Source organism: Vibrio cholerae, assembly GCF_008369605.1.
Taxonomy (GTDB): domain Bacteria; phylum Pseudomonadota; class Gammaproteobacteria; order Enterobacterales; family Vibrionaceae; genus Vibrio; species Vibrio cholerae.
The window spans coordinates 2,921,700-2,948,589 of record NZ_CP043554.1; the positions used below are offsets into that span (position 1 = coordinate 2,921,700).

General features: G+C 50.3%; 29 protein-coding genes. 13 read left to right on the plus strand and 16 right to left on the minus strand.

The genetic code is table 11. From position 1 onward, the window contains the following. Positions 1 to 2: 2 nt before the first annotated feature. The 3 genes from ilvE to ilvG are packed head-to-tail and all read right to left on the minus strand — an operon-like array spanning position 3 to position 2,895. Positions 3 to 941 (minus strand): branched-chain-amino-acid transaminase, encoded by a 939-nt coding sequence (gene ilvE, locus F0316_RS13685; RefSeq protein ID WP_000201999.1) that lies wholly within the window; start codon positions 939 to 941, stop codon positions 3 to 5. A gap of 11 nt (positions 942 to 952) precedes the next feature. Beyond that, on the minus strand, positions 953 to 1,237 hold the full coding sequence (ilvM, locus tag F0316_RS13690; protein ID WP_001190201.1) for an acetolactate synthase 2 small subunit: 285 nt from the start codon (positions 1,235 to 1,237) through the stop codon (positions 953 to 955). 11 nt (positions 1,238 to 1,248) lie between these two features. After that, positions 1,249 to 2,895: an acetolactate synthase 2 catalytic subunit gene (gene ilvG / locus F0316_RS13695; RefSeq protein WP_149560555.1), complete on the minus strand. Its 1,647-nt coding sequence runs from the start codon at positions 2,893 to 2,895 to the stop codon at positions 1,249 to 1,251. A 535-nt stretch (positions 2,896 to 3,430) separates the two neighbouring features. Between ilvG and F0316_RS13700 the strand changes: the two genes are divergently transcribed. After that, complete coding sequence (locus F0316_RS13700) at positions 3,431 to 4,954, plus strand: YifB family Mg chelatase-like AAA ATPase (protein ID WP_148530777.1); 1,524 nt, start codon at positions 3,431 to 3,433, stop codon at positions 4,952 to 4,954. 89 nt (positions 4,955 to 5,043) lie between these two features. Next, positions 5,044 to 5,928 (plus strand): acyltransferase, encoded by an 885-nt coding sequence (locus tag F0316_RS13705; protein WP_042987770.1) that lies wholly within the window; start codon positions 5,044 to 5,046, stop codon positions 5,926 to 5,928. 77 nt (positions 5,929 to 6,005) lie between these two features. Here the strand turns inward: F0316_RS13705 and F0316_RS13710 are convergent, their stop codons facing one another. The 4 genes from F0316_RS13710 to F0316_RS13725 all read right to left on the minus strand — a co-directional run bounded on the left by F0316_RS13710 (position 6,006) and on the right by F0316_RS13725 (position 9,764). Continuing rightward, positions 6,006 to 6,608, minus strand: a complete 603-nt coding sequence (locus F0316_RS13710; RefSeq protein ID WP_000732281.1) for a thiol:disulfide interchange protein DsbA/DsbL — start codon at positions 6,606 to 6,608, stop codon at positions 6,006 to 6,008. Positions 6,609 to 6,638: 30 nt separating this feature from the next. Beyond that, complete coding sequence (locus F0316_RS13715; RefSeq protein ID WP_000189623.1) at positions 6,639 to 7,625, minus strand: serine/threonine protein kinase; 987 nt, start codon at positions 7,623 to 7,625, stop codon at positions 6,639 to 6,641. A 47-nt stretch (positions 7,626 to 7,672) separates the two neighbouring features. Next, positions 7,673 to 9,097 (minus strand): cytochrome c oxidase accessory protein CcoG, encoded by a 1,425-nt coding sequence (gene ccoG, locus F0316_RS13720; protein WP_000076155.1) that lies wholly within the window; start codon positions 9,095 to 9,097, stop codon positions 7,673 to 7,675. A gap of 400 nt (positions 9,098 to 9,497) precedes the next feature. Continuing rightward, the gene (locus tag F0316_RS13725) at positions 9,498 to 9,764 is read right to left on the minus strand and encodes a YihD family protein (protein ID WP_000649654.1); all 267 of its coding nucleotides are present in this window, start codon (positions 9,762 to 9,764) and stop codon (positions 9,498 to 9,500) included. Positions 9,765 to 9,793: 29 nt separating this feature from the next. Between F0316_RS13725 and F0316_RS19870 the strand changes: the two genes are divergently transcribed. From F0316_RS19870 to trhA, 3 genes are all read left to right on the plus strand, one after another. Further along, on the plus strand, positions 9,794 to 10,024 hold the full coding sequence (locus F0316_RS19870; RefSeq protein WP_001051899.1) for a hypothetical protein: 231 nt from the start codon (positions 9,794 to 9,796) through the stop codon (positions 10,022 to 10,024). A 300-nt stretch (positions 10,025 to 10,324) separates the two neighbouring features. Beyond that, on the plus strand, positions 10,325 to 11,116 hold the full coding sequence (locus F0316_RS13735) for a sporulation protein (RefSeq protein WP_000008136.1): 792 nt from the start codon (positions 10,325 to 10,327) through the stop codon (positions 11,114 to 11,116). An 83-nt stretch (positions 11,117 to 11,199) separates the two neighbouring features. After that, complete coding sequence (gene trhA, locus F0316_RS13740; RefSeq protein ID WP_000072082.1) at positions 11,200 to 11,841, plus strand: PAQR family membrane homeostasis protein TrhA; 642 nt, start codon at positions 11,200 to 11,202, stop codon at positions 11,839 to 11,841. Between the two features lie 38 nt (positions 11,842 to 11,879). Here the strand turns inward: trhA and F0316_RS13745 are convergent, their stop codons facing one another. The 6 genes from F0316_RS13745 to def form a co-directional block, all read right to left on the minus strand. After that, positions 11,880 to 12,437, minus strand: a complete 558-nt coding sequence (locus tag F0316_RS13745; protein WP_000733640.1) for a DUF3157 family protein — start codon at positions 12,435 to 12,437, stop codon at positions 11,880 to 11,882. Between the two features lie 11 nt (positions 12,438 to 12,448). Continuing rightward, the gene (locus F0316_RS13750; RefSeq protein WP_000933527.1) at positions 12,449 to 13,894 is read right to left on the minus strand and encodes a TrkH family potassium uptake protein; all 1,446 of its coding nucleotides are present in this window, start codon (positions 13,892 to 13,894) and stop codon (positions 12,449 to 12,451) included. 11 nt (positions 13,895 to 13,905) lie between these two features. Further along, the gene (gene trkA, locus F0316_RS13755) at positions 13,906 to 15,282 is read right to left on the minus strand and encodes a Trk system potassium transporter TrkA (protein WP_000691366.1); all 1,377 of its coding nucleotides are present in this window, start codon (positions 15,280 to 15,282) and stop codon (positions 13,906 to 13,908) included. Between the two features lie 61 nt (positions 15,283 to 15,343). Further along, entirely contained in the window at positions 15,344 to 16,624 is a 1,281-nt protein-coding gene (rsmB, locus tag F0316_RS13760) for a 16S rRNA (cytosine(967)-C(5))-methyltransferase RsmB (RefSeq protein ID WP_149560556.1), read from the minus strand. 55 nt (positions 16,625 to 16,679) lie between these two features. After that, positions 16,680 to 17,627 carry a methionyl-tRNA formyltransferase gene (fmt, locus tag F0316_RS13765; RefSeq protein ID WP_149560557.1) on the minus strand — a complete coding sequence of 316 codons (948 nt, stop codon included), beginning with the start codon at positions 17,625 to 17,627 and terminating at the stop codon, positions 16,680 to 16,682. A 17-nt stretch (positions 17,628 to 17,644) separates the two neighbouring features. After that, complete coding sequence (def, locus tag F0316_RS13770; protein ID WP_000115010.1) at positions 17,645 to 18,154, minus strand: peptide deformylase; 510 nt, start codon at positions 18,152 to 18,154, stop codon at positions 17,645 to 17,647. A gap of 139 nt (positions 18,155 to 18,293) precedes the next feature. Between def and F0316_RS13775 the strand changes: the two genes are divergently transcribed. Genes F0316_RS13775 through F0316_RS13790 form a run of 4 tightly spaced genes read left to right on the plus strand, consistent with a single transcriptional unit; the run spans position 18,294 to position 21,595 of the window. Continuing rightward, a complete protein-coding gene (locus F0316_RS13775) occupies positions 18,294 to 19,421 on the plus strand; it encodes a LysM peptidoglycan-binding domain-containing protein (protein ID WP_162806499.1) in 1,128 nt (375 codons plus the stop codon). After that, entirely contained in the window at positions 19,421 to 20,536 is a 1,116-nt protein-coding gene (gene dprA / locus F0316_RS13780; protein WP_000654777.1) for a DNA-processing protein DprA, read from the plus strand. The genes F0316_RS13775 and dprA overlap by 1 nt, the downstream gene beginning before the upstream one ends. A 2-nt stretch (positions 20,537 to 20,538) precedes the next feature. Next, a complete protein-coding gene (locus F0316_RS13785) occupies positions 20,539 to 21,015 on the plus strand; it encodes a DUF494 family protein (protein WP_000979769.1) in 477 nt (158 codons plus the stop codon). Positions 21,016 to 21,028: 13 nt separating this feature from the next. Further along, positions 21,029 to 21,595: a DNA topoisomerase family protein gene (locus F0316_RS13790; RefSeq protein ID WP_000087521.1), complete on the plus strand. Its 567-nt coding sequence runs from the start codon at positions 21,029 to 21,031 to the stop codon at positions 21,593 to 21,595. Positions 21,596 to 21,667: 72 nt separating this feature from the next. Here F0316_RS13790 and F0316_RS13795 read toward each other — a convergent pair whose 3' ends face one another. Together F0316_RS13795 and purE are read right to left on the minus strand one after the other, a co-directional pair. Further along, positions 21,668 to 22,801, minus strand: coding sequence for a 5-(carboxyamino)imidazole ribonucleotide synthase (locus F0316_RS13795; protein ID WP_001265396.1), 1,134 nt, complete (start codon positions 22,799 to 22,801; stop codon positions 21,668 to 21,670). Positions 22,802 to 22,804: 3 nt separating this feature from the next. Then, positions 22,805 to 23,290, minus strand: coding sequence for a 5-(carboxyamino)imidazole ribonucleotide mutase (gene purE, locus F0316_RS13800; RefSeq protein WP_000215772.1), 486 nt, complete (start codon positions 23,288 to 23,290; stop codon positions 22,805 to 22,807). A 166-nt stretch (positions 23,291 to 23,456) separates the two neighbouring features. Between purE and F0316_RS13805 the strand changes: the two genes are divergently transcribed. The 4 genes from F0316_RS13805 to F0316_RS13820 all read left to right on the plus strand — a co-directional run bounded on the left by F0316_RS13805 (position 23,457) and on the right by F0316_RS13820 (position 26,120). Then, on the plus strand, positions 23,457 to 24,014 hold the full coding sequence (locus F0316_RS13805; RefSeq protein WP_002045789.1) for an L-threonylcarbamoyladenylate synthase: 558 nt from the start codon (positions 23,457 to 23,459) through the stop codon (positions 24,012 to 24,014). A gap of 18 nt (positions 24,015 to 24,032) precedes the next feature. Next, a complete protein-coding gene (gene hemF, locus F0316_RS13810; RefSeq protein ID WP_000443977.1) occupies positions 24,033 to 24,950 on the plus strand; it encodes an oxygen-dependent coproporphyrinogen oxidase in 918 nt (305 codons plus the stop codon). A gap of 61 nt (positions 24,951 to 25,011) precedes the next feature. Then, positions 25,012 to 25,848, plus strand: coding sequence for a shikimate dehydrogenase (gene aroE / locus F0316_RS13815; protein WP_000168150.1), 837 nt, complete (start codon positions 25,012 to 25,014; stop codon positions 25,846 to 25,848). Beyond that, positions 25,845 to 26,120 carry a DUF1488 family protein gene (locus F0316_RS13820; protein WP_001076439.1) on the plus strand — a complete coding sequence of 92 codons (276 nt, stop codon included), beginning with the start codon at positions 25,845 to 25,847 and terminating at the stop codon, positions 26,118 to 26,120. Before aroE ends, F0316_RS13820 begins: the two co-directional genes overlap by 4 nt. Here the strand turns inward: F0316_RS13820 and F0316_RS13825 are convergent. After that, entirely contained in the window at positions 26,101 to 26,652 is a 552-nt protein-coding gene (locus F0316_RS13825; RefSeq protein WP_172626033.1) for a gamma carbonic anhydrase family protein, read from the minus strand. The genes F0316_RS13820 and F0316_RS13825 overlap by 20 nt on opposite strands. Positions 26,653 to 26,890 lie beyond the last annotated feature (238 nt).

Below are 26,890 nucleotides of genomic sequence, written 5' to 3' on the forward strand. Positions count from 1 at the left end.
CCTTACTTCGCTGCTGGGTAAACGTAATCCAACCAGCCCCACTTATCTTCTGTGGTGCCTTTGAACAGACCAAAGTAAGCATCTTGTACTACCTTGGTGATGGGGCCGCGCTTGCCTGCGCCTACGGTAATCTTATCCACGCTACGCACGGGAACCACTTCGGCGGCGGTACCTGTCATGAAAATTTCATCGGCCAGATAGAGCGCTTCACGGGAGATGTTGGCTTCGCGCACTTCATAACCCATGTCGCGTGCCAGCGTCATGATCGAATCACGGGTGATACCCGGCAGGATAGAGCTGGTGGTCGGTGGGGTCAGGATCACGCCGTTTTTCACCACGAAAATGTTTTCGCCTGCGCCTTCAGAGAGATAACCATCCACACTGAGCGCAATGCCTTCCGCGTAACCGTGGCGACGTGCTTCGCCACCAACCAGTAGAGAAGATAGGTAATTACCGCCAGCTTTTGCCGCGGTTGGAATGGTGTTCGGTGCCGCACGATGCCAGCTTGAAACCATGGCATCCACGCCATTTTCTAGCGCTTCTTCACCGAGGTAAGCCCCCCAAGGGAAAGCGGCAATCATCAGATCCATTTCGGTGCCGACTGGCGGGCACACGCCAAGACCCACGTTACCCACATACGCCAATGGGCGAATGTAAGCGTTATCGAGTTTGTTGACGCGTAAGGTTTCGCGCGTCGCTTCCATGATGGTCTCAATCGAATAAGGGATTGGAAAGCGGTAGATCTTGGCTGAATCAAGCAGGCGCTGTGCGTGTTCGCGATGGCGGAAGATGATAGGGCCTTTTGGGGTGTTGTAGCAGCGAACGCCTTCAAACACCGAAGTGCCGTAGTGCATTGCATGGGTGAGTACGTGAACGGTCGCATTCGCCCATGGGATCATCTCGCCATTGAACCAAATGTAATCAGCAGTTTTTGTTGCCATGATTGCCTTCCTTATGCGCAAATCTTTTGTTGTAAGTTGTTATTGGGCAGCTCGTCATTTCTGATCGCTGTGACTTCCACAGTACGCACATCCCACAGTTTTTCAATTTGATTGGTCAGGGTCGTGATCGGTCTGTCACTGTCGACAATGATCTCAACGCTGGCGATTTTGCTTTCATGATTTTGGGTTGCCGCGACTTGCTTGATGACAAAACCACGATGACGCGTCACGCGCAACACGCGCTCTAATAACACCGGTTTATCGTCCGCTTTAATATCGAGTAGATAACGTTGCATGTGGCCTCTCCTTAGGTGTTCTCAAGCATGTCGGTATTGGATGCGCCCGGTGGCACCAGTGGCCACACGTTCTCTTCTTCATCAATCAGCACGTGCAGCAGATAAGCGGTTTTGCTGGCCAGCATTTCACGCAGCGCAGGTTCCACTTCTTCTTTGCGGCTGATGGTTTTGCCGGGGATGTTGAAGGCTTTGGCCAGCATCACGAAATCTGGGTTGTCATCCAAAATGGTTTCGCTGTGGCGGCCATCAAAGAACAGTGATTGCCATTGGCGCACCATGCCCAAACGTTGGTTATCCAGTAGCACCATTTTGACGGGGATCTGGCGACGCTTCAGTGTGCCAAGTTCTTGCACGTTCATCATGAAAGAACCATCACCGCTGATCAGGATCGATTGATCGTCAGGACGCGCAACCGCAGCTCCCATTGCCGCCGGTAAACCAAAGCCCATGGTGCCAAGGCCTGCGGAGGAGATGAAGTTTTGTGGTGCGCGTGGCTGAATGTGCTGCGCGGCCCACATTTGGTGTTGGCCAACGTCGGTCGAGACAATCGAAGAGTCCGGCATCATATCCGACAGTTGCTTGAGCAGTAGTGGTGCGAAGATGTTGTCGCCCGGATGATCGTAGCGCCATTTGAACCCGCTACGCAGGCTCTCACTATGATGCACCCAAGGTGAAATATCGTGGCTCAGCTCTAACTGCGGCAGGATGAGGTTGATATCACCGCGCAGTGCAGCATGGGCATGACGCAGTTTGTTGAACTCGGCGGCATCAATATCGACATGAATCACTTTGGCATGAGGCGCAAAGGTATCGAGCTTGCCTGTCACGCGGTCATCGAAACGCGCGCCAACCGCGATCAGCAAATCACACTCTTGCACGATCAAGTTTGCCGCTTTGGTGCCGTGCATGCCGAGCATGCCAAGATAGTGTGGGTCGTGACGTTCAATGGTTCCTAAGCCTTTGAGTGTACTCACAGAAGGCATAGGATTGAGGCGTAAAAACTCACGCACTGTGTTTTTGGCATTCGCCAGTTGCACACCACCACCGACATACAATACTGGGCGTTTACTTTGTGCAAGTAGGCCTTGCGCATTCGCCAGTTGTGTTGCATCCACATGTGGTATGGCGGGTGGAGTAAAGCTTGGCAAAGCGGAGACCGGCGCTTTGCCGAGCTGTACGTCTTTGGCTATGTCCACCAGCACGGGGCCGGGACGACCAGTTTTTGCAACTTCAAACGCTTCTGCCAGAGTTGGTGCCAGCTCGTTGATGTCGGTGACTAAGTAGCTGTGTTTGGTACAAGAGAGCGACATGCCGATCACATCCATCTCTTGAAACGCATCGGTGCCGATGTGTGAGCTGGCCACTTGGCCGGTGATGGCGACCAGCGGAACCGAATCAAGAAAGGCATCCGCCAAACCTGTCACCAAGTTGGTGGCGCCGGGGCCCGAGGTGGCCATGCACACCGCCACTTTCTGCGTTGAGCGCGCCATACCAATCGCGGCCATCGCCGCACCTTGTTCATGGCGGCAGAGGATGTGCTCAACACCTCCGTCATACAGTGCATCATAAATCGGCATGATAGCGCCGCCAGGGTAACCAAAAACGGTTTTGATGCCCTGTTGTTTCAATGCGGCAACGACTAACTGTGCTCCGGTCATCGTGCCTCCTTATGGCAACAATACGTGTCGCTGCCTTCCTGTGTGTTGTGTTTGCACTTCATGTGCCGCTCCCATTCTTCCTGCGTATTCTGGGGGGTGTTCCAACGGATAAGTACTGACCTGTATCTATCCGAGCTTGGGTATAACCTGTTCAGAATGTGCTTTTTTTAGTCTGTCTAAGTTGTAAAAAAAACCCCCGGACTTTTCAGTGCGGGGGTTTTTTTGGATTTGGTTACTTATTTTTCGCCCACTCGCCCCCGCGTCGTCACTAGAATGACCACGATAATTAGGTTAATTAGAGCGTTGATGCGAGTGTTCAAGTTCATAGTAAAGTCGTTTTTTAGGGTTGAACTAATATCTTACCAATGTGTTTGCGCTTCTAGTGTTAACACACATCTTCGTTACATGACAAGCAAAAACTCATTCTTTTTTCACATTCCCGTTTTATCTCACCACGCTATATAACCCATTCTGTGCTTTTTATCGCCACTTATTCAGGCGCTGAAGGCTTTTTGATCAAATACTAAGGGATGCAATGGGACTTGCGATCATTCATAGCCGCGCCAGTATTGGCGTGCAGGCACCTCCGGTCACGGTTGAGGTTCACATCAGTAACGGGATGCCGGGGTTTACCTTAGTTGGGTTGCCGGAAACCACGGTAAAAGAGTCGCGCGATCGGGTGCGCAGCGCGATCATCAATTCTCGCTTTGAGTTTCCAGCGAAGCGCATTACGGTCAATTTAGCGCCAGCCGATTTACCCAAAGAGGGGGGACGTTTTGATTTGCCGATTGCACTTGGCATTTTGGCGGCCTCGGATCAAATTGCGCGAACTAAGCTCGAAAGTTACGAATTTATCGGCGAATTGGCGCTATCGGGCGAAATTCGTGGCGTGAAAGGGGTTTTGCCTGCCGCGCTCGCGGCTAACCAAGTGGAGCGCTGTTTGGTGGTTCCGCACAGTAATGGCGATCAGGCGGCTTTGGTCGGGGTTGAGCGGCATAAGTCGGCGCAAAGCTTACTCGAAGTGTGCGCAGACTTGTGTGGTCAGCAAACTCTATCTTTGTTTCAAAGTTCGCCCAGTGTGCAACAAGTAAGTCAGATCCGCGATCTGCAAGACATCATAGGTCAGCAGCAGGGAAAACGAGCTTTGGAAATCGCTGCGGCTGGCAATCACAACCTGCTGTTTCTCGGCCCTCCGGGGACGGGTAAAACCATGCTCGCTTCACGGCTGTGCGATTTACTGCCAGAAATGAGTGATGAAGAGGCAATGGAAACAGCCTCGATTGCCTCTCTTACGCAGCAAGAGATTAACCAACACAACTGGAAGCTACGCCCTTTTCGTGCACCGCACCATTCAAGCTCAATGGCGGCTTTAGTCGGGGGCGGCACCATTCCGCGCCCCGGTGAAATTTCTCTCGCCCATAATGGACTACTGTTTTTGGACGAAATGCCAGAGTTTGAGCGTAAAGTACTTGATTCACTGCGTGAACCGCTGGAATCGGGTGAGATCGTGATTTCGCGCGCGCAGGGGAAAACCCGTTTTCCAGCACGCTTTCAATTGGTCGGTGCGTTAAATCCAAGCCCCACGGGCTACTACGAAGGCAGTCAGGCGCGTGCCAATCCGCAGAGTATTTTGCGCTATTTGAGTCGGCTTTCGGGCCCTTTGTTGGATCGCTTTGATATGTCGATTGAGATCCCAGCATTACCCAAAGGTACGCTCGCCAATGGGGGCGATCGTGGTGAATCGACGGCGGCTGTGCGCCAGCGAGTGTGGGTAGCGCGTGAGCGTATGTTGGCGCGATCGGGCAAAGTGAATGCTTTGCTGCAAAGTCGAGAAATTGAACAGTATTGCCCTTTGCTTAAAGCGGATGCGGAATTTCTAGAAAGCGCGCTGCATCGCTTGGGTTTATCTATTCGGGCTTACCATCGCATCATTAAAGTGGCGCGAACCATAGCGGATTTGCAAGGTGAAGCGCAGATCGCTCGCCCACATTTGGCCGAGGCGTTGGGCTATCGAGCCATGGATCGCTTACTCAAACAGCTCAGTGCGCAGAACGTCTAGTACTCTGACCTGCAGAGTTCATGTTTCATTACGATGACAAGTTTGTATAATCACACGCTGTTTTTTTACTCATCTTTGAACTGAGAACTATGTTGGCTTACTTGCTCCTTGTGCTGAATGTGACCGTGGTGGTGTTAAATTCGGCCTTTCATTCGCTGCTGATCTGCTTGATTGCTTTGATTAAACTGTTGCTGCCGTCAGCCGCATGGAAAGCGCAGGCGACGCAAGCGGCGAATTGGGTGATGTGGTCATGGGCGAGTGTGAACGCTTGGGTTTTGCAGCTTTCCAACCGCGTGGAATGGGATATTCAAGGCGGTGAAACCCTGACTAAGCAGGGATGGTATCTGCTGATTTCCAATCACTTGAGTTGGACGGATATTGTGGTGCTGTGCTGCGTGTTTAAAGACCGCATTCCAATGCCGAAATTTTTCCTCAAGCAGCAACTGCTGTATGTGCCTTTCATTGGTATGGCGTGTTGGGCGCTGGATATGCCGTTTATGCGCCGCTATTCGCGCGAGTATCTGCTGCGCCATCCACACAAACGCGGCCAAGATTTAGCGACGACGCGCCGTTCGTGCGAAAAATTCCGCGCCGTTCCTACCACTGTCGTGAATTATGTGGAAGGGACTCGTTTTAATTCACAGAAGCAGCAACGTAGCGGCGTGGGATATCAGCATGTATTGCAGCCGAAAACCGGTGGTATTGCCTACACGTTAGCTGCCATGGGTGAGCAGTTCGAGCATATTATTGATGTGACTTTGGCCTATCCGGATAACCGTCAACAACCGTTTCGTGATTTATTGATGGGCCGTATGCAGCGTATTGTGGTGCACATTGATTTGCTACCGGTGGATGAACAGGTACAAGGTGATTACTTCAACGATAAACAGTTTAAGCGTCAGTTTCAGCTTTGGCTGAGCGGGGTGTGGCAGCGTAAAGATCAGCGATTAGAGCAGATTTACAAAGTCGATTAGCACTGAGAGGCTGATAAAGCGAAGGGAGCCATGGGCTCCCTTTGTCTTTTTTCTCAATACCAAATCATGGGTTGAGATTACTTCAGCGTCAGCAGGTAGTTTACTAGAGCAAAATATTCGTCGAGGGATTTGACGGACTGACCTTGTACCAAATAACGGTTGTTAACAACAACGGCAGGTACACCGGTTAGGCCGCTATCTTGGAACTGTTTATCGAAACGGCGCACCATAGAATCCACGGCAAAGCCGTTGTAAGCTGCATCAAATTTCGCAGCATCAATTCCTTCATCTAGGAAGATTTGGCGCAGTTCTTGTTCATCTTTCGGTGGCTTACGCAGAGTGTGGATGCGGTTAAACATCACTGGCACCATTTTATCTTCCACTTCCAGAGCAATCATGGTTGCGTAGGCTTTGCTCATCGCTTGACCCATGTTACCACCCATGAAAGAGACGTGGTTTTTCTGGAATTTCGCGCCTTCAGGCAACTGCTGCTTCAACTGAGCAATGATGGGTTCGAAAGTGTTACAGTGCGGGCAGTAGAATGAGAAAAACTCACTGACGACTGGTGAAGAAGAGGCGGGTGTTTTTAACACTTGGTAGTGTTCACCTTCTTTAAATTGAGCCGCATAGGCTGACACGCTTAACATCAGAGTTGCAACCAGTGCAAACAGCTTTTTCATGACTTTCTCCATTGGATTTATTGTGTTGGCTTACCACTGCGGCTGCAATGATAACGGGGGTTCTTGTAAAGTGGCAATCTGCTCTTTAAAAGCGAGGATCTGATTCTCCCAGTATTTCGCGTCATTAAACCACGGAAATGCGATTGGAAAAGCCGGATCTTGCCAGCGTTTGGCGAGCCATGCCATATAGTGCACCATGCGTAGACCACGTAAAGGCTCGATTAGTTTCAATTGTTGAGGATTAAAATCGCAAAACTCTTGGTAGCCTTCCAAAACGATATCTAATTGGATCAGTTTGTCTTGGCGATCACCATGCAACAGCATCCAGAGATCTTGAATGGCAGGGCCGTTGCGTGCGTCATCCAGATCAACAAACATCGGGCCATCGCGCCATAAAATATTGCCGGGGTGGCAGTCTCCGTGCAGACGGATCTGAGGCTGGGTGGGTACCCAATGCTGCTTGATTTCAGCAATCAAAATATCGAGATCGTGAAAAAACACCCGCTGCAAATGGGCAGGAATGCAGTGACTGTACTCCAAGGTATGTCTGGGTTGATGTAAGTATTCATCCAGCGACAGAGTTGGGCGGTGGAGAAAGGGTTTACTTGCTCCGACTTTGTGAATGCGCCCCAGAAAGCGGCCAACCCACTCTAAGTGTTCCTCATTATCCACTTCGTATTGGCGACCGCCCATGCTGGTAAACAGGGCAAAACGGTAGCCTTGGTAGTGGTGTAGCGTCGCGCCATTGAGTCTCAGCGGCGGGACGATCGGGATCTCTTCTTGTTCCAGTTCGAGCGTGAAATCATGCTCTTCTTGGATCTGCTCATCGGTCCAACGTTGTGGGCGATAAAATTTCACCACAAAGCGGCGACGCTCTTCATCGGTAAACTGGTAGACGCGGTTTTCATAGCTGTTGAGTGGCAAAAAGCCTGACTCAGCACGAATGCCGATACTTTCCAGCGCGTACCAAATCAGATCGGGAGTTAAAGCATCAAAATGAAACGTGGCTTGGGTCATTGAATAAAAAGGGCTCATTACTGAGCCCTTTACCATACTGGTGAGTGTCAGAGCTTTTGAATAAATCGGCTCTCGACTTCAAGGGTAAATTGGTGGCTTTCGTCGTGCAGTATAAACTGAATTGTCGTGACCGCAGAGCTGAGATTTTCTGGTTTGGCTCCGAGCGTCATCGGGAGATTGAGTACTTCACCCGGTTGCACAACCACACTTTGTTTGCCGTACCAAGAGACCGGATCCAATCCTTTAACTGACAGCTGATAGGTCTGTGGTTGCTGGGTTTTGTTGATCACCTTGAGGTTGTAAGTGTTTTCAATTTCGCCCGAGCTGTTGGTTCTAAACAGTTGAGTGCGATCGCGAAGAACGGTTAACCCCGCGGGATCCACTGCGGCCACTTGAGCAAAGAACAAGCCAATCATGACCAAGAACACCGCTCCATAACCGAGCAGTTTGGGGCGCATCACTTTGGTGTGTTTGCCAGATAGGCGATGTTCTGTGGTGTAGCTGATCAGCCCTTTCGCGTAGCCCATACGTTCCATGGTGTTGTCACAAGCATCAATACACGCACCGCAGTTGATGCACTCATACTGCAAGCCGTCACGAATATCGATACCGGTTGGGCAGACTTGCACGCAGAGATCGCAATCAATACAGTCGCCTAAACCGAGCGCTTTGGGATCCGTTTTGCGAGAGCGTGGCCCACGTTGTTCGCCGCGCGCGACATCATAGCCGACAATAAAGGTATCTTTATCGAACATGGCCGATTGGAAGCGCGCATATGGGCACATGTGGATACACATGATTGAGCGCATCCAGCCTGCGTTGCCGTAAGTACAAAGGGCAAAAAACAGTACCCAAAATACCGGCCAGAATGCGGCACTTAAAGTAAAGAAGTCGATTACCAGTGCGCGAATGGGCACAAAGTAGCCGACAAAAGTGAAACCAGTGACTAAGGCAATCGCCAACCAAGCGATGTGCTTTAAGGTTTTACGCGCCACGAGTTCTGCCGTCATCGGACTGTTGTCTTGCTTACGTCTTTTGTTGGCATTGCCTTCGAGTTTTTCTTCAAACCAGATGTACATAAACGTCCACACGGTTTGCGGGCAGAGATAACCACACCAGACACGGCCTAAGAAGGTAGTGATAAAGAACAGGCCGAAGGCGGCGATCATAAACAGCAGCGCCAATAAGGTCAGATCTTGCGGGTAGAGTGTGGTTCCGAAGAAGTTAAATTGCTGGTTGCCAATATCAAGCAAGATGGCTTGCCGATCGCCATAAGAGATCCAAGGAACCAATCCAAACAACAGTAGCAGAAACCAGCCACCATAACGGCGCAGTTTCTGGTAGGTTCCTTTACTTTCACGAACATAGATGCGATTACTTGGGTTAAAGCGATCCCCGCCTTGCCCTTTATGGGTCTTGGGGTTGAACACTTTGGGAGTCACATCTTTAACATCGATTTTATCCTGACTCATGACACTATCCTTTTCAGGCATTCGGTGTGATTTCTTTTGTTCACACTCAAATACATTGCTCATTCCCTCTTAAAGGCTGATGTAAGAGGGGACTGATGGTTTTTTAGGCCGTAAGTATAGCGTCAATCAAACGTTCATTTCTTTAAGGCAATCAACCTTTAACAACAAATTTCCTTACAATTCTTCACCCTATTAACGACTTGATAAAAAAGCGGCTTTCGCCGCTTGCTCATTTTTGGGGTTGGATCTGGGCTGCCGAACGTTATAACTTTCCTACTTGAAGCTGCAGCGGTGTTGGCTACGCTCGTTCACCCCAATCACACAGTTTGCCTATGCTCATGGGGATTCACTTACTTGCCGCCTACCTGCAACTCCAAGTTGTTTGGGTATATCAGCAGAATTATTTGATGATGCCTCGTGCACGTAAAATGGCGGTTTTGAAATCATCTTCATAATCTTTTTTAAGTCCTGGGATCACCGCATCTTTTGCGCTGTTACGCATCTTGAGATGGTAAATCAGTACATCATCGGTCAGATCTTCGAGAGCACCTTGGTAACCTGCTTCTTGAGCCAGTTTAAGTAAGAATTGAATCAAGTTGAGCTCGGAATCTTTGTGCCATTCAGGCTCAAGCAGTTGCAGTAGTTCTTCTACGCGATGACATTTCATGACTTTCTCCACAATTTTTATAGTGATTTGTGGCTAAAGGTACCAAAAGCGCTGAGCAATACCAATTCGCGGGCAAGAAAAAAGCGCAGGTTTTACTGCGCTTTTCAATTAAGCTGCCTGAACCACTTTGGTTTCGGGGGATGCGGTCAACGCATTTCTTTCAACCAGCGTGGGGGCTGTTGCTGTTTTTTTCGCAACGGGAGCCACTGCAAAACCACTGCGGCGACGCATTGCACTACGGTTTGTATTTGAAAACCTGACGGTTGTTGGGCGCATGACATAACCTAACTGTCAGGCATATCCATTGCCGATGCTACACCCTGGCTCATTATGAGTGGCTCTTGAGTACAGGACGTAACCGAGATTCACTCTTTTGGCGATTGCCGATCCGAACAATGAGACAGGAATAATGATATGCGTTCATATCGCAAATAGAGTAGCACCAGTTACTAAAATGATCGATAGTTGACCAATTTTGCGTAACATTTATTTTCAACTGCGTGGATTGAGTGAGACAAGGGTTAGCCCTTACTATGCAATTCTCACAACAGGAGGTGTCTATGTCGTTTATCAAGAAAACCCTCGCCAGTTTTGGGATTGGCTCTGCGAAAGTCGATTCGGTGTTGCAGCAGGAAGTGCTCTATCCCGGCCAATCCGTTAAGGTCATCATCCATGTTTATGGCGGCGCAACAGCGCAAGTCATTGATAACATCGAGCTCAAACTTTGTTGCCGTTATATAGCGGAAGTGGCGGATGAGCGCGGTCAGCAACAAGGCCAGTCAATGCGCCGAGTTCCTCATACCTACACCTTAGCCAACTGGTCTTTACCGTACGCCTTTACGATTGAGGCGGGTGAAACGCGTAATTTTGATATCGAACTCAGCATCCCTTGGAATACCCCAGTGACGATAGGGGATGCCAAAGTTTGGTTAGAGACTGGACTCGATATTGCGTTGGCGCTGGATCCTACCGATAAGGACATTCTCACGGTGCGCCCTGAGCCGATGATGGATGGTATTTTTAGTGCGCTGGAAGCACAAGGTTTGCGTTTACGTCAGGTTGAGTGTGAGCAAGCCAAAGGCTTCGCACTGCCTTTTGTGCAAGAGTTCGAATTTGTCCCTACCACGGGGCCATTTCAAGGCCGCTGGCGTGAAGTTGAAATCGTGGCTTATCGTGATCCTGAAGCCTTACAGCTCTGGTTTGAAGTCGATCGTTATCAACGAGGCGCATCCGGCATGTTGGCCAGCTTGCTAGGGCGCGGTGAGCTCAAGCGACATCTCACTTTACCTGCGCACACATCACCACAGGAAGCCGGGGAGCAAGTGTTGGCGTTTCTTGACCGCAGCTGCTGATCACGCGGCCTGAAATTTTAGCTAACACCTGTAAGCTCAATGTGCGATACTAAAGCCAAGTTTCAGACTCGGATTGAGTGAGTATGTCGAACAGTTATGGCTTTAAAGAAGAAGTGGCCAATGCGATAAGTCATGGCGTTGGCCTTATCTTAGGGATAGTCGGTTTAGTGCTGCTGTTGGTCAAAGCGGTGGATCAGCAAGCCGATGCATTGACCATTACCAGCATGAGCATTTATGGCGGCAGTATGATTGCGCTATTTTTGGCTTCTACGCTGTACCACGCTATCCCTTATCAGCGTGCAAAGCGTTGGCTAAAAACCTTTGATCACTGTGCTATTTATTTACTGATTGCGGGCAGTTATACCCCATTTTTACTGGTCAGTTTGCGTACACCACTGGCGGTTGGTTTGATGATTGTGATCTGGTCGCTCGCGCTTATTGGCATTCTGATGAAAATTGCTTTTGTCTACCGCTTCAAAAAGCTCTCTTTGGTGACGTATCTGACCATGGGTTGGCTTTCGCTGATCGTGATTTACCAGCTTGCCATTCATCTTGAGGTGGGTGGGCTCACTCTGCTGGCGGCAGGTGGACTTATCTATTCACTCGGGGTGATTTTCTACGTCGCCAAACGGATCCCTTACAACCATGCCATTTGGCACGCTTTTGTGCTGGCGGGATGCGCATGCCATTTCTTAGCCATTTATCTGTATGTCGAGCCGATTTAGCTTTGACGGATAAGATGGGTAAAAGAGGAAACGCGCATTTAGCGCGTTTCAATCTGTTTGATGGTAGCGTGTAGTGTGTACTGACTCTGCTCTGCGAGGTTTAACTCCAGTGGTTTGCCTTCCACTGAAGTGCGCGGGCGTAAATAGGTTTCCGCCATTCGTTTGATCGACTGCCAAATCGTCACTTCCTGTTCTTCACTCCACACGCCTTGTGCATCCTGTACTCGAATCGCGAGACGAACCGCAATCACTGACTGACTACTCTGGTTGGTGATGGCACTGCTCAGCTTGAGCTGGCCATGCTCATAGCGCGGAGCGCTCAGTACCACATCGACGCCTGAATCACTGAGTTGCAAAACAGGGCGATGATCACCCACAGTGATTGTCACACCACTCAATGTCGGTTGAGCGATCACCGGTGCAGCGAGCACGAGAGGAGCCAGCTCGCTTGTCTGCTGGGGCTGAGTCTCTTGTGGCACATACTGCCAAGTAAAGTCATCGTTGAGCTGAATATAGCGGCCATCCTTGAGCTGTAAGGTTTCGCTTGCCCAAGTGGATAAGCTCACTATGCTGGCTACCAATATGAGTTTTTTCATTATGTTTCCTTTTAATGACGCCAGAATGCAGGGAAAAAGAGCACCAAAATCGTCAGAATTTCTAAACGTCCCATCAACATTCCAAAGCTCAAGAGCCATTTGGCGGCATCCGGTAGAGGGGCAAAGTTACCCGTTGGGCCAATGATGCTGCCCATACCTGGACCCACGTTAGCCACGGCAGTGACCGCGCCAGAGATACTGGTCACCGAATCCAATCCCATTGCCGATAACGCGCCAGCCAGTACCACGATAGTGATGAAAAACGTCAAGCCAAAGGCGACTACGGAGCGGATGATCTCTTCATTGACCGGGCGCTTGTTATAGCGCTGGATAAAAATGCCAGAAGGGTGGATGAGGTTCAGCAGTTGCTTTTTGAGCAGTGCCATCGCGATTTGGAAACGAAAGACCTTAATTCCGCCAGAGGTAGAACCCGAGCAAGCGCCGGCCATCAATAGGAAGGCAAAAATGGTTGAGGGGAGCGCGCCCCACGCGGTGAAATCATCCAGACCATAGCCCGTGGTTGTGACGACGGAGACAATGTTAAACATCGAAACTCGCAGCGCATCCAATATCGCGTAATCGTTTTTGAGCCACAACCAACCTGCGACCAGCAAACTGGAGATCATAAAGAGCCAGAAGAAGCCGCGTACCTGCTCATCTTTGAGTAGGGCTCGTGCACTCTGTTTGCGCAGAGCCTGCACAAACAGTAAAAATGGCAGGCCACCAAGAAACATAAAGAGTGTGCCAACCCAGTGCGCGCCGTGTGAGAAGCGGTTCATCGAGCTATCACTGGTCGAGTAGCCGCCGGTGGAAAGCGTGGTAAAGGCGTGATTAATCGCTTCAAACGGCGTCATACCTGTGGCGATATAGCTCAAAAAACAGAGCCCAGTCAAAACCAGATACACCGCCACAATGTTTTTCGCGACGGTTTTCGCGCGCGGGCTGCTTTTATCCGACCAATCAGACGATTCGGTTTGGAACAGCTTCATCCCCCCAACATTGAGCATCGGCAACACCGCTACCGCCATCACGATAAAGCCCACGCCACCTAACCATTGCAAAATGGAGCGCCACAGCAAAATACTGGGCGGCATATCATCTAAGCCACTGAGTACCGTGGAGCCTGTGGTGGTAAGGCCGGACATGGTTTCAAAATAGGCATCGGTAAAGCTGATGTGGTTAATAAACACAAAAGGCAGAGCCGCAAATGCGCTGGCAATCGTCCATACCAAGCTGGTGATCAGGAACATATCGCGTACGTTGAGCCGAAAATGTTCAGTGCGACCGATACTTAAGCAGAGAAACGCCACCAGATGGGTAATGATGACGGCTTGCGCGAAATCGAGAAAACCGCCGCTGCCAGTAAAAAATGCCACTAGAGTCGGCACGTACATGAATAGGGCTAGCTTAGACAGCACTAGCCCGATGATAAACGTAATTGGGCGTAAGTTGAGCATAGCGCCAACCTTTACAAGAAGAATGGGCTCGGCTGGAATAGCGTTTCCACGTCGGGCACATATTTTTTATCGACCAAGAACATGACGACGTGATCGTCTTGCTCGATGACAGTGCGGTCATGGGCAATCAGCACTTCTTCGCCCCGCACAATAGCGCCAATTGTCGTGCCCGGAGGCAGTTTAATATCGCCCACCGCTCGTCCTACTACCTTAGAGGTTGATTCATCGCCGTGGGCGATCGCTTCAATTGCTTCTGCCGCTCCACGGCGTAATGAAGAGACGTTGACAATATCGGCGCGGCGCACGTGAGTGAGTAGCGCAGAAATGGTCGCTTGCTGCGGGGAGATCGCTACATCAATCACACCGCCTTGGACTAAATCGACATAGCCGCTGCGTTGGATAAGCACCATGGCTTTCTTGGCTCCCATGCGTTTGGCAAGCATGGCCGACATGATGTTGGTTTCATCTTCATTGGTGAGGGCGATAAACACATCGACCTGATCGATATTCTCTTCCGACAGCAGCTCTTGGTCCGCGGCATCTCCACAAAAGACGATGGTATTTTCCAACTGTTCAGATAACTGTTCCGCACGTTGGTAATTATGTTCAATCAGCTTAACGCTGTAAGTTTGCTCTAGGCGTTTAGCGAGGCTGGCACCTATGTTACCGCCGCCGACAATCATGATCCGACGATACGGTTTTTCAAGGCGCTGCAACTCACTCATCACCGAGCGAATATGGTTACTCGCGGCGACGAAAAACACTTCATCATCCGCTTCAATAATGGTGGTGCCTTGCGGACGAATTGGGCGTCCCTGACGGAAAATCGCTGCCACGCGAGTATCGATGTGCGGCATGTGATCGCGTAGGGCAGAAAGGGCGTTACCAACCAGTGGACCACCGTAATACGCTTTAACGGCCACCAAGCTGACTTTTTCTTCGGCGAAACTCACCACTTGCAGCGCGCCCGGATACTGGATCAAGCGCTCGATATAGCTGGTGACCAGTTCTTCCGGTGCAATCAGGTGATCGACCGGGACCGCGCCAGATTGAAACAGCGCTTCTTTTTCAGCGAGATATTGTGGAGAGCGGATACGCGCAATCCGGTTGGGCGTGTTAAACAGAGTAAAGGCGACCTGACAAGCGGCCATGTTGGTTTCATCGGTATTGGTGACCGCGACCAGCATGTCAGCATCTTGTGCGCCAGCTTCGCGCAGCACATCAGGGTGGCTGGCGTGGCCATTGACTACACGCAAATCATATTTATCTTGTAAATCGCGCAGTCGGTCAGCGTTTTTATCGACCACAGTAATGTCGTTGTTTTCGCCTACCAAGTTTTCAGCGAGCGTGCCGCCGACTTGTCCTGCACCAAGAATGATGATTTTCATAACTTGTTCTCTTTGTTTGCTCACGCCCAAGGTGAGTTGTGGCTCACCTTGGTTGACCGAATCAATGTTGTTTGCTTAATACGGCGTAATAGAAACCGTCCATCGCTTCCTCTCCGGGAAGGATTTGGCGGCCGGGCTGCGCGGGATCGGAACCCACTAAGCGCGCATCTGGCGTGCGTTCAAGGAACGCTTTGACCTGTAGGCGGTTTTCTTGTGGTGTGATCGAGCACGTTGCGTACACCAAACTACCACCGGGTTTGAGTTGTTGCCACATCGCATCCAAAATTTCGCGCTGTAGCTCGGCTAATGCCGCGATATCGTCTGCGCGGCGCAGCCATTTGATGTCGGGATGGCGGCGAATCACGCCGGTCGCCGAACAAGGCGCATCCAACAAGATGCGGTCAAACTGTTCGCCTTGCCACCACTGTTGCGGGTAACGCGCATCGCCACAAATCACTTGCGCAGTGAGCTGTAAACGCTGCAGGTTTTCTCGCACGCGTTTGAGGCGAGTTTCATCACAATCAATCGCGACGACTTGGCTCTCTGGTGTGCGCTCCAAGATGTGCGCAGTTTTGCCACCGGGGGCAGCGCAGCAATCTAAAATCAGCTCTCCTGCTTGTGGTGCAAGGTAAGTCAGTGCTAACTGCGCAGCGGCATCTTGTACTGAAACCCAACCTTCAGCGAAACCCGGCAGTTGGTGTACATCACAAGGCGTTTCTAAGCACAGCGCATCTTCGGCTTGCGCATGAGGCGTAGTGACGATGCCCGCTTGTTCGAGCAGGGCTTGATACTCAGCACGAGTATGGTGTTGATGATTGACGCGTAGCCACATCGGCGCTTTGCTGTTGTTGGCTTCAACAATTTGTTGCCACTGCTCTGGGTAGCTCTCTTTGAGCAATTTCAATAACCAGCCCGGATGGCCGTAGCGCCCTGCGTCATGGCTGGTGGCTTGAGCATCTAAGCCTTCTTGGTCACGCTGATAGTTACGCAGCACCGCATTGATCAAGCCACGCAGACGAGGGCCTTTCAAATCTTGCGCGCCTTCGACGGTTTCCCCTACCGCAGCATGGGCGGGAATGCGCATAAAGCTCAGTTGGTATAAGCCGACGAGGATCAGGAAGTGGAATACGCGTTGTTTGCCTTTCAACGGTTTTTCCATCAGAGCTTGGCTGATGGATTCCAAACGCGGCAATTGGCGCAAAACGCCGTAGCAGATATCTTGCAGCAGGGCGTGATCACGTGGGCGAATTTGCTGCTGAGCCGCAGGCAAAGCATTGGACAGTGAGTGCCCTAAATCAACCACTTGGTAAAGAGCCGACGCAGCAGCGGCGCGAACATTCATAATAAAACCTAAACAAAAAGCCAAACCCTAGCCATCCATCGGCTAGGGTTCAGGATTAACTGAGTTGGGAACCGACACTAAACCAGTCGGCACGCGCATTGAGAATATCTTGTACTGGCAAGGCTTTCTTGCCCGGAATTTGCAGGCTTTCGAGCACTAGTACATCTTGCCCGGTTGCCACGTAAATCCCGCTCTTATCTGCTTGGATAATGGTACCCGGAGTTTGAGTTACTGCTCGTGTTTCAACACGCGCTTGCCAAACCTTAATGCTGTTTTCTGCTACTTCAAAATGGCTCATCGGCCAAGGATTAAAGGCACGAATACAGCGCTCAATATGTGTCGCTGCATCACTCCAGTTAATACGCGCTTCTTCTTTACTAAGCTTATGAGCATAGTTGGCCAGCGCATCGTCTTGTTTGACCGCAACCGCAGTGCCTTGGGCGATATCTTCTAAGCACTCTAGCAGCGCTTGAGGGCCAAGTTCAGCCAGCTTGTCATACATGGAAGCACTGGTGTCGCTCGCTTCAATCGGCAGCGTCGCGATTTTCAGCATATCGCCCGTATCAAGGCCGACATCCATCTGCATGATGGTGACGCCAGTTTCGTTATCACCCGCCCAAATGGAGCGCTGGATTGGCGCAGCACCCCGCCAACGCGGCAGAATAGAACCGTGCACATTAATACAGCCAAGTTTAGGTGTATCCAAAACTACTTTAGGCAGTAGCAAGCCGTAAGCCACGACCACCATTAAATCGGCGTTGAGTGCGGCAAGCTGTTGTTTAGACTCGTCTGATTTAAAGTTCTCTGGCTGATAAACCGGAACGTTGTGCTCAAGTGCAAGGGTTTTGACTGGGCTGGCGGTGAGTTTTTTGCCGCGCCCCGCTGGGCGATCCGGTTGGGTGTAGACCGCAATAATCTCATGCTCCGAAGACAATAACGCCGCCAAGTGACGGGCGGCGAAATCCGGAGTACCTGCAAAGACAATACGTAGTGATTGGCTCAAGGTTACCTCACAGTAATTTATTTTTTCTCATTGAAGCGTTTGATTTTCTCTAGCTTCTCTTTGATGCGGTTACGTTTGAGTGGTGACAGATAGTCAACAAACAGTTTGCCCGCGAGGTGATCGAGTTCGTGCTGTACACAGATAGCCAGTAGGTCATCTGCATCAAACTGATACTCTTGACCATTGCGATCCAGCGCTTTTACAGTCACTTCTGCGGCGCGAGGCACTAAAGCTCGCGCACCCGGGACGGACAAACAGCCTTCTTCAATGCCATCTTCACCGCGCTTTTCGATGATCTCTGGGTTAATCAACACCATAGGCTGATCGCGAGTTTCAGAAATATCGATCACCACGATACGTTGGTGAATATCGACTTGGGTCGCCGCTAAACCGATGCCTTCTTCGGCATACATGGTTTCCAACATATCATCGACGATTTGTTGGATTTCTGGGGTGACTTGTTCGACCGGTTTCGCAACGGTACGCAGTCGATCATCTGGGAATGTTAATACTTGCAATACAGACATATACACTCGAAATGTTGAACTGTGCCGAAACAGCTTAATGCGTGTTGGCTCAATTCTAGACATTTTATGACCCAAATGACAGCATCCGGACGTGATTTCTCCGAAACCCAGTCATTTTTTCGACCAAGGAAGCAAGGTCATGGCACGATTAACCCGTTATATTGCCTACGCTTTATTGCCTTTCACTCTGCTCAGTGGACAGGTGACCGCCGATGAGCAAACGCCACTGGCACTCAAACCAAATGCACCGACCACCTATACCGTGGTGAAAGGTGACACCTTGTGGGATATTTCCGCTTTGTATCTCGACAGTCCATGGCTGTGGCCAAGACTTTGGCAAGTGAACCCAGAAATTGATAACCCACATTTGATCTACCCCGGTGATAAATTGACGCTGTTTTGGCGTGATGGGCAACCCGTACTCAGCCTAAAACCGATGCGCAAACTGAGCCCGCAAGTGCGAGTGTTGGAAAAACAAGCTGTTCCGACTGTGCAAGAAGGCTTGGTGCTGCCTTATTTACAATCTGACCGTTTGATGGCGAAAACCGCCTTGCAAGGTAGCGTGCGTGTGATTGGCTCCAGTGAGGGCCGTCAATATCTCACCAAGCAAGATCAGCTTTACATCTCCGGTGTACACAGCGAGAAAAAGTGGGGGATTTATCGCGAGGTAGCACAGTATCAACGTGATGATGAAGTCATGGTGGCGCTGCGTTTAGTGGCGGTGGGTGAATTGGCGATGACTGGGGGCAACTTTAGTGGACTAAGCTTGCAAGAGCAAAACCAAGAGATTTTAGCCAATGATATTGCTTTGCCAGAAGTCGATCTTGAGGAGCGCCAACTGTCGACAACCTTTTATCCGCAGCCAGCGCCAGCAGGGAGTGAAGCTCGCATTCTGGGTTCGCTTGAAGGGAGTCAATACGCCGGACAGAATCAAGTGGTGGTGATTGACCAAGGCCGCAGTGATGGCGTCGCGCAAGGCAGTATGTTTGAACTGTATCAAGCGGCAGTCCAAGTCAAAGCTAAGCAAGATTCGTCTACTTTCCTGTCTGAGCGTTCGAACACGGACGTACAGTTACCAAGTGTAAAAGTGGGCGCTTTGATGGTGATTCGCCCCTATGAGCGTTTTAGCTTGGCACTGATTACTAACAGTTCGGCACCGATCAGTGCTGAAGTGCACGCACTGTCTCCGCAGGCAGAACCTCAAACCGAGCAGCCAAATGTGGTGCAATTGTCTGAACAAATCGATTTGGTTGATGATGCCAGTTAATGAAAGATCAGGATTTAGCGGCATGGTTGGCGCTCTGTTTTACTCCTAAACTAGGCAGCAAAACCATTTCTCACCTGCTTGCGACCCGTTTGCCAGCCCAGTTGCAAAGTTTTACGCCTAAGCAATGGTTGGCCAGCGGGCTTAAGCCCGAACAACTGGTGTTTTTAACTACTCAAGCGGCTAAACAAGCCGAGCTGTGTTTGCAATGGCGATCAGCAGCCAATAACCGCTATATCGTCACTCCTCATTGCCCGCTTTACCCTCGTTTATTGAAAGAGATTAGCTCATCGCCTCCCATCCTGTTTATCGAAGGAATATGGGAAGCGGTGCATGACCCTGCGGTGGCTATCGTCGGTAGCCGCAATGCCAGTGTTGATGGGCGGCAGATCGCTCGCCAGTTTGCCACTGAGCTCGCGCAGTCGGGTTTAGTGGTCACCAGTGGTTTAGCGCTTGGTATAGACGGCTATGCGCACGATGGAGCTTTGCAAGCACAAGGGCAAACCGTGGCAGTATTAGGCTCAGGGCTGGCGCAGGTTTACCCCAAACAGCATCAAGGATTAGCGGAGCGAATCATGGCCCAAGGGGCCTTGGTTTCTGAGTTTGCCCCTCACACACCGCCTAAAGCCGATCACTTTCCGCGCCGTAACCGAATTATCAGCGGCTTATCGTTGGGCGTTGTGGTGGTAGAAGCTGCGGAGAAAAGCGGCTCACTCATCACTGCGCGCTACGCCGCTGAGCAAGGGCGTGAGGTCTTTGTGGTTCCCGGCTCGATTTTTAATGCCGCCAGCCAAGGTAGCAATCAATTGATTCGTCAAGGCGCTTGTTTGGTGCAAAGTGTGCAACAAATTCATCAAGAGCTCAAAAATGCGCTGACTTGGTCACTCTCTGAACAAGTTCCTTATCAAGCAACACTTTTTTCTGCTGTACAGGGCGATGAAGAATTGCCATTTCCCGAGCTGTTAGCTAACGTAGGAATAGAAGCTACACCTATTGATATTCTCGCAAGCCGGACCCAGATACCGGTGCAAGATATCATGATGCAGCTCTTGGAGCTTGAGCTCCTTGGGCATGTGGTTGCAGTACCTGGTGGCTATATTAGAAAGGGGAGAGGCTAGCTATGATGATGGATATTCTGATGTATCTGTTCGAAACCTACGTCCATAGCGATGCAGATTTGCAAGTGGATCAGGACCAGCTGGAAGATGAACTGCTGCGTGCTGGGTTTCACCAAAAAGACATCTACAAGGCCCTCCACTGGTTGGAAGAGCTGGCGGCTTTGCAACAAACCGATGCACAAACTGCAATTGCGAAAAGTGCACCCACTTCAATGCGTATTTACGCGCCGGAAGAGATTGAACGACTGGATCTCGAATCGCGTGGTTTCCTGCTGTTTCTTGAACACATCAATGTGCTGACCCCAGAAACTCGTGAAATGGTGATCGACCGTGTCATGGGATTAGAAACCGATGAGTTTGAGCTTGATGACCTGAAATGGATCATCCTGATGGTGCTGTTCAATGTCCCGGGTAATGAAAATGCTTACACAGTGATGGAAGAGCTGCTGTACAGCAAAGAACAAGGCATTTTGCATTAAGCGTGATGTGTCTATGAGTCGTAAAATTGACCCGCAACTGTTTGCCGCCCATGAGCATGCGCTGCAATCTTCCCCTTGTCCGCAATGTGGCGCAGCATTACAACTGCGCCACGGCAAACATGGTCCTTTTTTAGGTTGCACTGCATATCCAGAGTGTGACTACATCAAACCTCTGCATCAAAATGATGGGCATATCATCAAAGAACTCGGTGTGCCTTGCCCTGAATGTGGACATGAACTGGTGCTGCGCCAAGGTCGTTACGGGATGTTTATTGGCTGTAGCCACTACCCGCAGTGCCACCATATCGAGTCGATGGATTCCCCTTCGCATGAGGAAACATCGCCAGATATCCTTTGTCCGGAATGCAGCAAAGGCCACCTTATCGAACGCAAATCTCGCTTCGGTAAATTGTTTTATGCGTGTGATGCGTATCCTAAGTGTAAGTTTGCTTTAAATAGTAAACCGATTGCTCAGGCTTGTGCTCAGTGTGGCTTTACGGTGATGGTGGAAAAGAAAAGTGCAGCAGGCATGCGCTATCAATGTGCTAATCGTCAATGTGGGCATATTCAGGAATGCTAGCTTCATCATGCTCATCGCATACAAAGTTAAAGCCGCGTTAGACGCGGCTTTATTGGATTAGTGAGGCATGGATTAAGGCTGAATTTCCTTTGCTACGGCGTGTACGGCAGGAAAAGCCTTCTCATCTAACATAGTTGCTAATTGACACAGTTTGCGCTGTAACTCACCACTGTAATCAGCGGTCACATTGATATGCCCCATTTTGCGTCCCGGGCGTTTGGCTTTGCCGTACCAATGTACGTGGCAGCCTTCCAGTGCCAATACTTCTGCGGGCAGTTGGTCTTCACCGAGAATATTGATCATCGCGGTTTCACGAACCAGTTTGGTGCTACCCAGCGGCAAGCCGCACACTGCGCGTAAGTGGTTTTCAAACTGACAGGTTTCTGCGCCTTGTTGAGTCCAGTGACCAGAATTGTGTACGCGTGGTGCGATTTCATTGACCAGTAATTGGCCTTGTACTTCAAAAAACTCCAGCGCTAATACACCGACATAATTGAGCTGCTCGGCTACCGCTTTAAACATGGCTTCCGCTTGAGCTTGTAGCGCAGGAGCATCAATGGCGGTAGAAAGGCTCAACACACCTTGGGTATGAACGTTCTCCGCTAAAGGATACACCACAACATCGCCGACTAGGTTACGTGCACCGACCAGTGACACTTCGCGATCAAAAGCGACAAATTCTTCTGCCACAATTGCTTGTTCGGGGTTGGCTGCCAGATATTGCGCAAGTTCTTGCCAAACCGATTCGATCTGCGTTGGTTCTTTCAAGCGCCATTGGCCTTTTCCATCGTAGCCTCCGAGTGCACTTTTCAGCACCATAGGCAATCCAATCTCGGCGATGGCTGAGGTTAGGTCGTCTCGGCTGCGGATCATCGTATAACGTGCATTCGCCACTTGGGCGCGATCCAGCAAGGCTTTTTCTAAACGACGATCGCCGCCAGCTTTGATAGCTTCAGCGCTTGGGTAAAGTTTGCCACTGCGTGCACAGAGATCGAGGATCGGATGCGGAATGTGTTCAAACTCAGCTGTGATCACATCGACTTGTTCAATCGCTTGCTCCAATCCATGCCCAAGCACAGTTTGCGTTAAGGGGTGCACAATGTTTTCGCTACCCACATCAAAAGCGATCGTTTCAATATTGAGCGGTGCTCCGGCGAGCGACATCATGCGCGCCAGCTGACCAGCGCCGAGAACCAACACACGCATCTGTTACTCCTCAGCCGGATTTGGGTTATCCAACACAGATTGAGTCTGCTTAGCGCGGAAAGCTTCCACTTTACTCATCACTTCTGGGTTATGAATGCCGATGATTTGTGCGGCAAGTAATCCTGCATTCGCGGCACCAGCTTCACCAATGGCGAGCGTACCCACCGCAATGCCTTTTGGCATCTGCACAATGGAGTATAACGAGTCGAGCCCAGACAGAGCGCGAGATTGAACGGGCACACCTAACACTGGCAAGCAAGTGAATGCGGCGGTCATTCCGGGAAGATGCGCTGCGCCGCCCGCTCCAGCGATGATCACTTGTAAACCGCGTTCTTTGGCGCTAGAGGCGTAGTCGGCCAAAAGATGAGGAGTTCGGTGCGCAGAAACCACTCTGGTCTCGTAAGCCACACCAAACTGGTCAAGCATCTCTGCTGCGTGTTTCATGGTTGGCCAGTCTGACTTGGAACCCATGATAATACCGACTGTCATCTCAAACTCCTTCAGTGTTATTTATCGGACAAGCAAGCCCGCTTGCGGCGCATTATACGGGGATTTTTTTCTCAAGCAAACGTTTGCTTTTTCTGACTGATGAGAAGAACTGGTCAATTGCTCCACGATTTGTACACTGAGCACAAATGAAAGAGGAGTGGCTCTGGTGGAGAATCTACAACAGGCGGTGGATGCGCTGCGCAAAGGTTGCGTTATTGCCTATCCAACCGAAGGAGTGTTTGGTTTGGGGTGTGATCCGGATAACCAAACCGCTATGCTGCGCTTATTGGCGATCAAGCAGCGTCCCGTGGAAAAAGGGGTGATCTTAATTGCCGCTAGCTATGCGCAGTTGCGTCCTTATGTCGATGAAACGCAATTAACCGCAGATCAACTGACACAAGTGCTGGCTTCATGGCCCGCGCCACTGACTTGGGTTATGCCAGCCAGCGGTGATACGCCAAGCTGGGTTCGTGGTCAGTTTGATACCGTTGCCGTGCGTGTTTCGGATCATCCGGTTGTTCAGAAGTTATGTCTCGCCTTTGGGAAGCCACTGACGTCAACCAGTGCTAATCTAAGTGGCCAGCGCGCGTGCGTAACTCAACAAGAAGTCATGGTTCAGCTAGGCAATCAGATTGCGGTTGTAGTAGAAGGGAAGACCAGTGGCCGTCATGGACCGAGCGAAATTCGTGATGCTCGCAGCTTACAAGTGTTAAGACAGGGATAACCCTGCGCAGGAGAGAATGTGGAGTCGATAGTCGATAAACAAGCAGTGAAGCACTTTTTACTGCAGCTACAAGATAAGATTTGCCAACAATTAGAAGCCACAGATGGCCAAGCGCAATTTATCGAAGATGCGTGGCAGCGTGAACCGGGTGAGAAACTGGGTGGTGGTGGCCGTACGCGAGTCATGCGTGAGGGCGCTGTTTTCGAACAGGGTGGCGTGAACTTTTCCCATGTATTTGGTGAGCAGATGCCCGCCTCTGCGACGGCCCATCGTCCAGAATTGGCCGGTCGCCGCTTTGAAGCCATGGGCGTTTCTTTGGTCATGCACCCGAAAAATCCGTATGTCCCGACCTCTCATGCCAATGTGCGCTTTTTTATTGCTGAAAAAGAGGGCGAAGCTCCGATCTGGTGGTTTGGTGGTGGTTTTGACCTTACGCCGTTTTATCCCTTTGTTGAGGATGGGCAGCACTGGCATCAAACCGCCAAACAGCTCTGCGCACCTTTTGGGGCAGAAATCTATAACGAGCATAAAGCATGGTGTGATCGCTACTTCTACTTACCACACCGCAATGAAACACGCGGCATCGGTGGATTGTTTTTTGATGATCTCAATGAATGGCCATTCGAGCAATGTTTCGCTTATATACAGGCGGTCGGCGAAGGTTATACCCAAGCTTATGTGCCGATTGTCGAAAAACGCAAAAACACGCCCTTTACAGAGCGCGAGCGCCAATTTCAACTCTATCGTCGCGGTCGATACGTTGAATTTAACTTGGTGTTGGATCGCGGCACGCTGTTTGGCCTGCAAACCGGTGGGCGTACCGAATCAATCTTGATGTCGATGCCTCCCTTAGCGCGTTGGGAATACGCATATCAACCGCAAGCAGGAACGCCAGAAGCCAAGCTAAGCGAGTTTTTAGTACCTCGTGAATGGTGACAGGCAAGGTTCTGAGTGATAGGGTCGCGCAAGTGACCCTTTTGATTGTTTAGGCAAGGATATGGCTTCTCAAATCGATCAGTATGCCGTTTTTGGTAACCCCATTAATCACAGTAAATCCCCTTTTATTCATACGCTGTTTGCACGACAAACTCAGCAGTCCATGATCTATACTGCACAGTGCGCGCCAGTGGATGGGTTTACTGAGGCGGCGAAACATTTTTTTGCGCAAGGTGGACGAGGTTGTAATGTTACCGTGCCATTTAAAGAGGAGGCGTACCGCTTTGCCGATCGCTTAACGGAGCGCGCGCGTTTAGCCGGTGCGGTAAACACGTTAAAAAAGCTGGATGATGGCGAAATACTCGGAGACAACACCGATGGTGAAGGCTTAGTGCAAGATCTACTCGCGCAGCAAGTGCTACTGAAAGGCGCGACGATTTTGTTGATTGGTGCCGGTGGTGCGGCGCGTGGCGTGCTCAAGCCGTTATTAGATCAGCAGCCCGCCTCTATTACCGTCACGAATCGTACCTTTGCGAAAGCGGAGCAGTTGGCTGAGCTTGTGGCCGCTTATGGTGAGGTAAAGGCGCAAGCGTTCGAACAGCTTAAACAAAGTTATGATGTGATCATCAACTCGACCTCTGCCAGTCTCGATGGCGAATTGCCTGCGATTGATCCGGTGATCTTTTCATCTCGCTCCGTCTGCTATGACATGATGTATGGCAAAGGCTATACCGTGTTTAATCAATGGGCGCGACAACATGGCTGCGCGCAAGCGATCGATGGCTTAGGCATGTTAGTGGGACAAGCGGCTGAAAGTTTTATGCTATGGCGTGGTTTACGTCCGGGTACGAAACAAATTTTGCGTGAACTGCGTAAAAATCTAGAAGGTGCGCTATGAACCAATCCATCCTGTTCCCCGATTTACAGCATTGGGATGAGGCAAAACAAGCTGTTGTATTTTTTGCTCAGCAAAACGGAGCATTAATTGAATGTTTTGTGTCGCGACAAGTTATTCAAGAGTTCTCAGGTGAAGCTTTAGCGGAGTCGCAACACGTGATGAGGGCATTCAGTGAGTGGCGTTTTGACCTAGAGGAACTCGCCGAACAGGCGATTGAAAACGAAATGTTTAACTCTCTAGGCCAAATTGAGATCACTCGCGAACGGTTTTAACGTCATTCAGATAGTCATTCTTACTCTGAACATAATTACTGGACGATTTAACGAGAAAAGCACGCTCCTTATCATTGAGAGGACGTGCTTGCTTGACCGGGCTACCCATGTACAGAAAGCCACTTTCGAGCCTTTTCCCGGGCGGAACTAAACTTCCTGCACCGATCATGACATCATTTTCAATCACCGCACCATCCAACACGATAGACCCCATGCCGACGAGAACTCGATCATGAATGGTGCAGCCGTGCAGCATAACCTTATGGCCAACGGTCACATCATCCCCAATGCATAACGGATACCCATTCGGGTTTTCGGCATTTTTGTGAGTGACATGCAGTACCGAACCATCTTGAATATTGGTGCGTTTACCAATCCGAATATGGTTAACATCGCCCCGTACTGCCACTAAAGGCCAAATACTGGCATCGTCGCCCAGTTCTATATCACCCACAAGCACAGCACTGCTATCTACATAAACCCCTTCACCAAGCTTGGGCACTATGCCTTTGTAGCTACGAATTGAACTCATCATTTCACCCTTTTATAAGCAAGTGGTAGGTATAGTAGATGGCTTAATCATTAACAAATAGCCTGTTCTGCCTAAAACATCACCAAGTGCTCGAAAACTTTAAAAAACTTCTAAAAAGTACTTGCCAATATAACTAAGTTCTCTATAATCCGCCCTCACTGACACGGCAGACGCAGTAAGCGTTAGCAGTGATTCAGTTCGGTGTTTTAGGTGGCGAAATCGCCAACGAAAATAAACT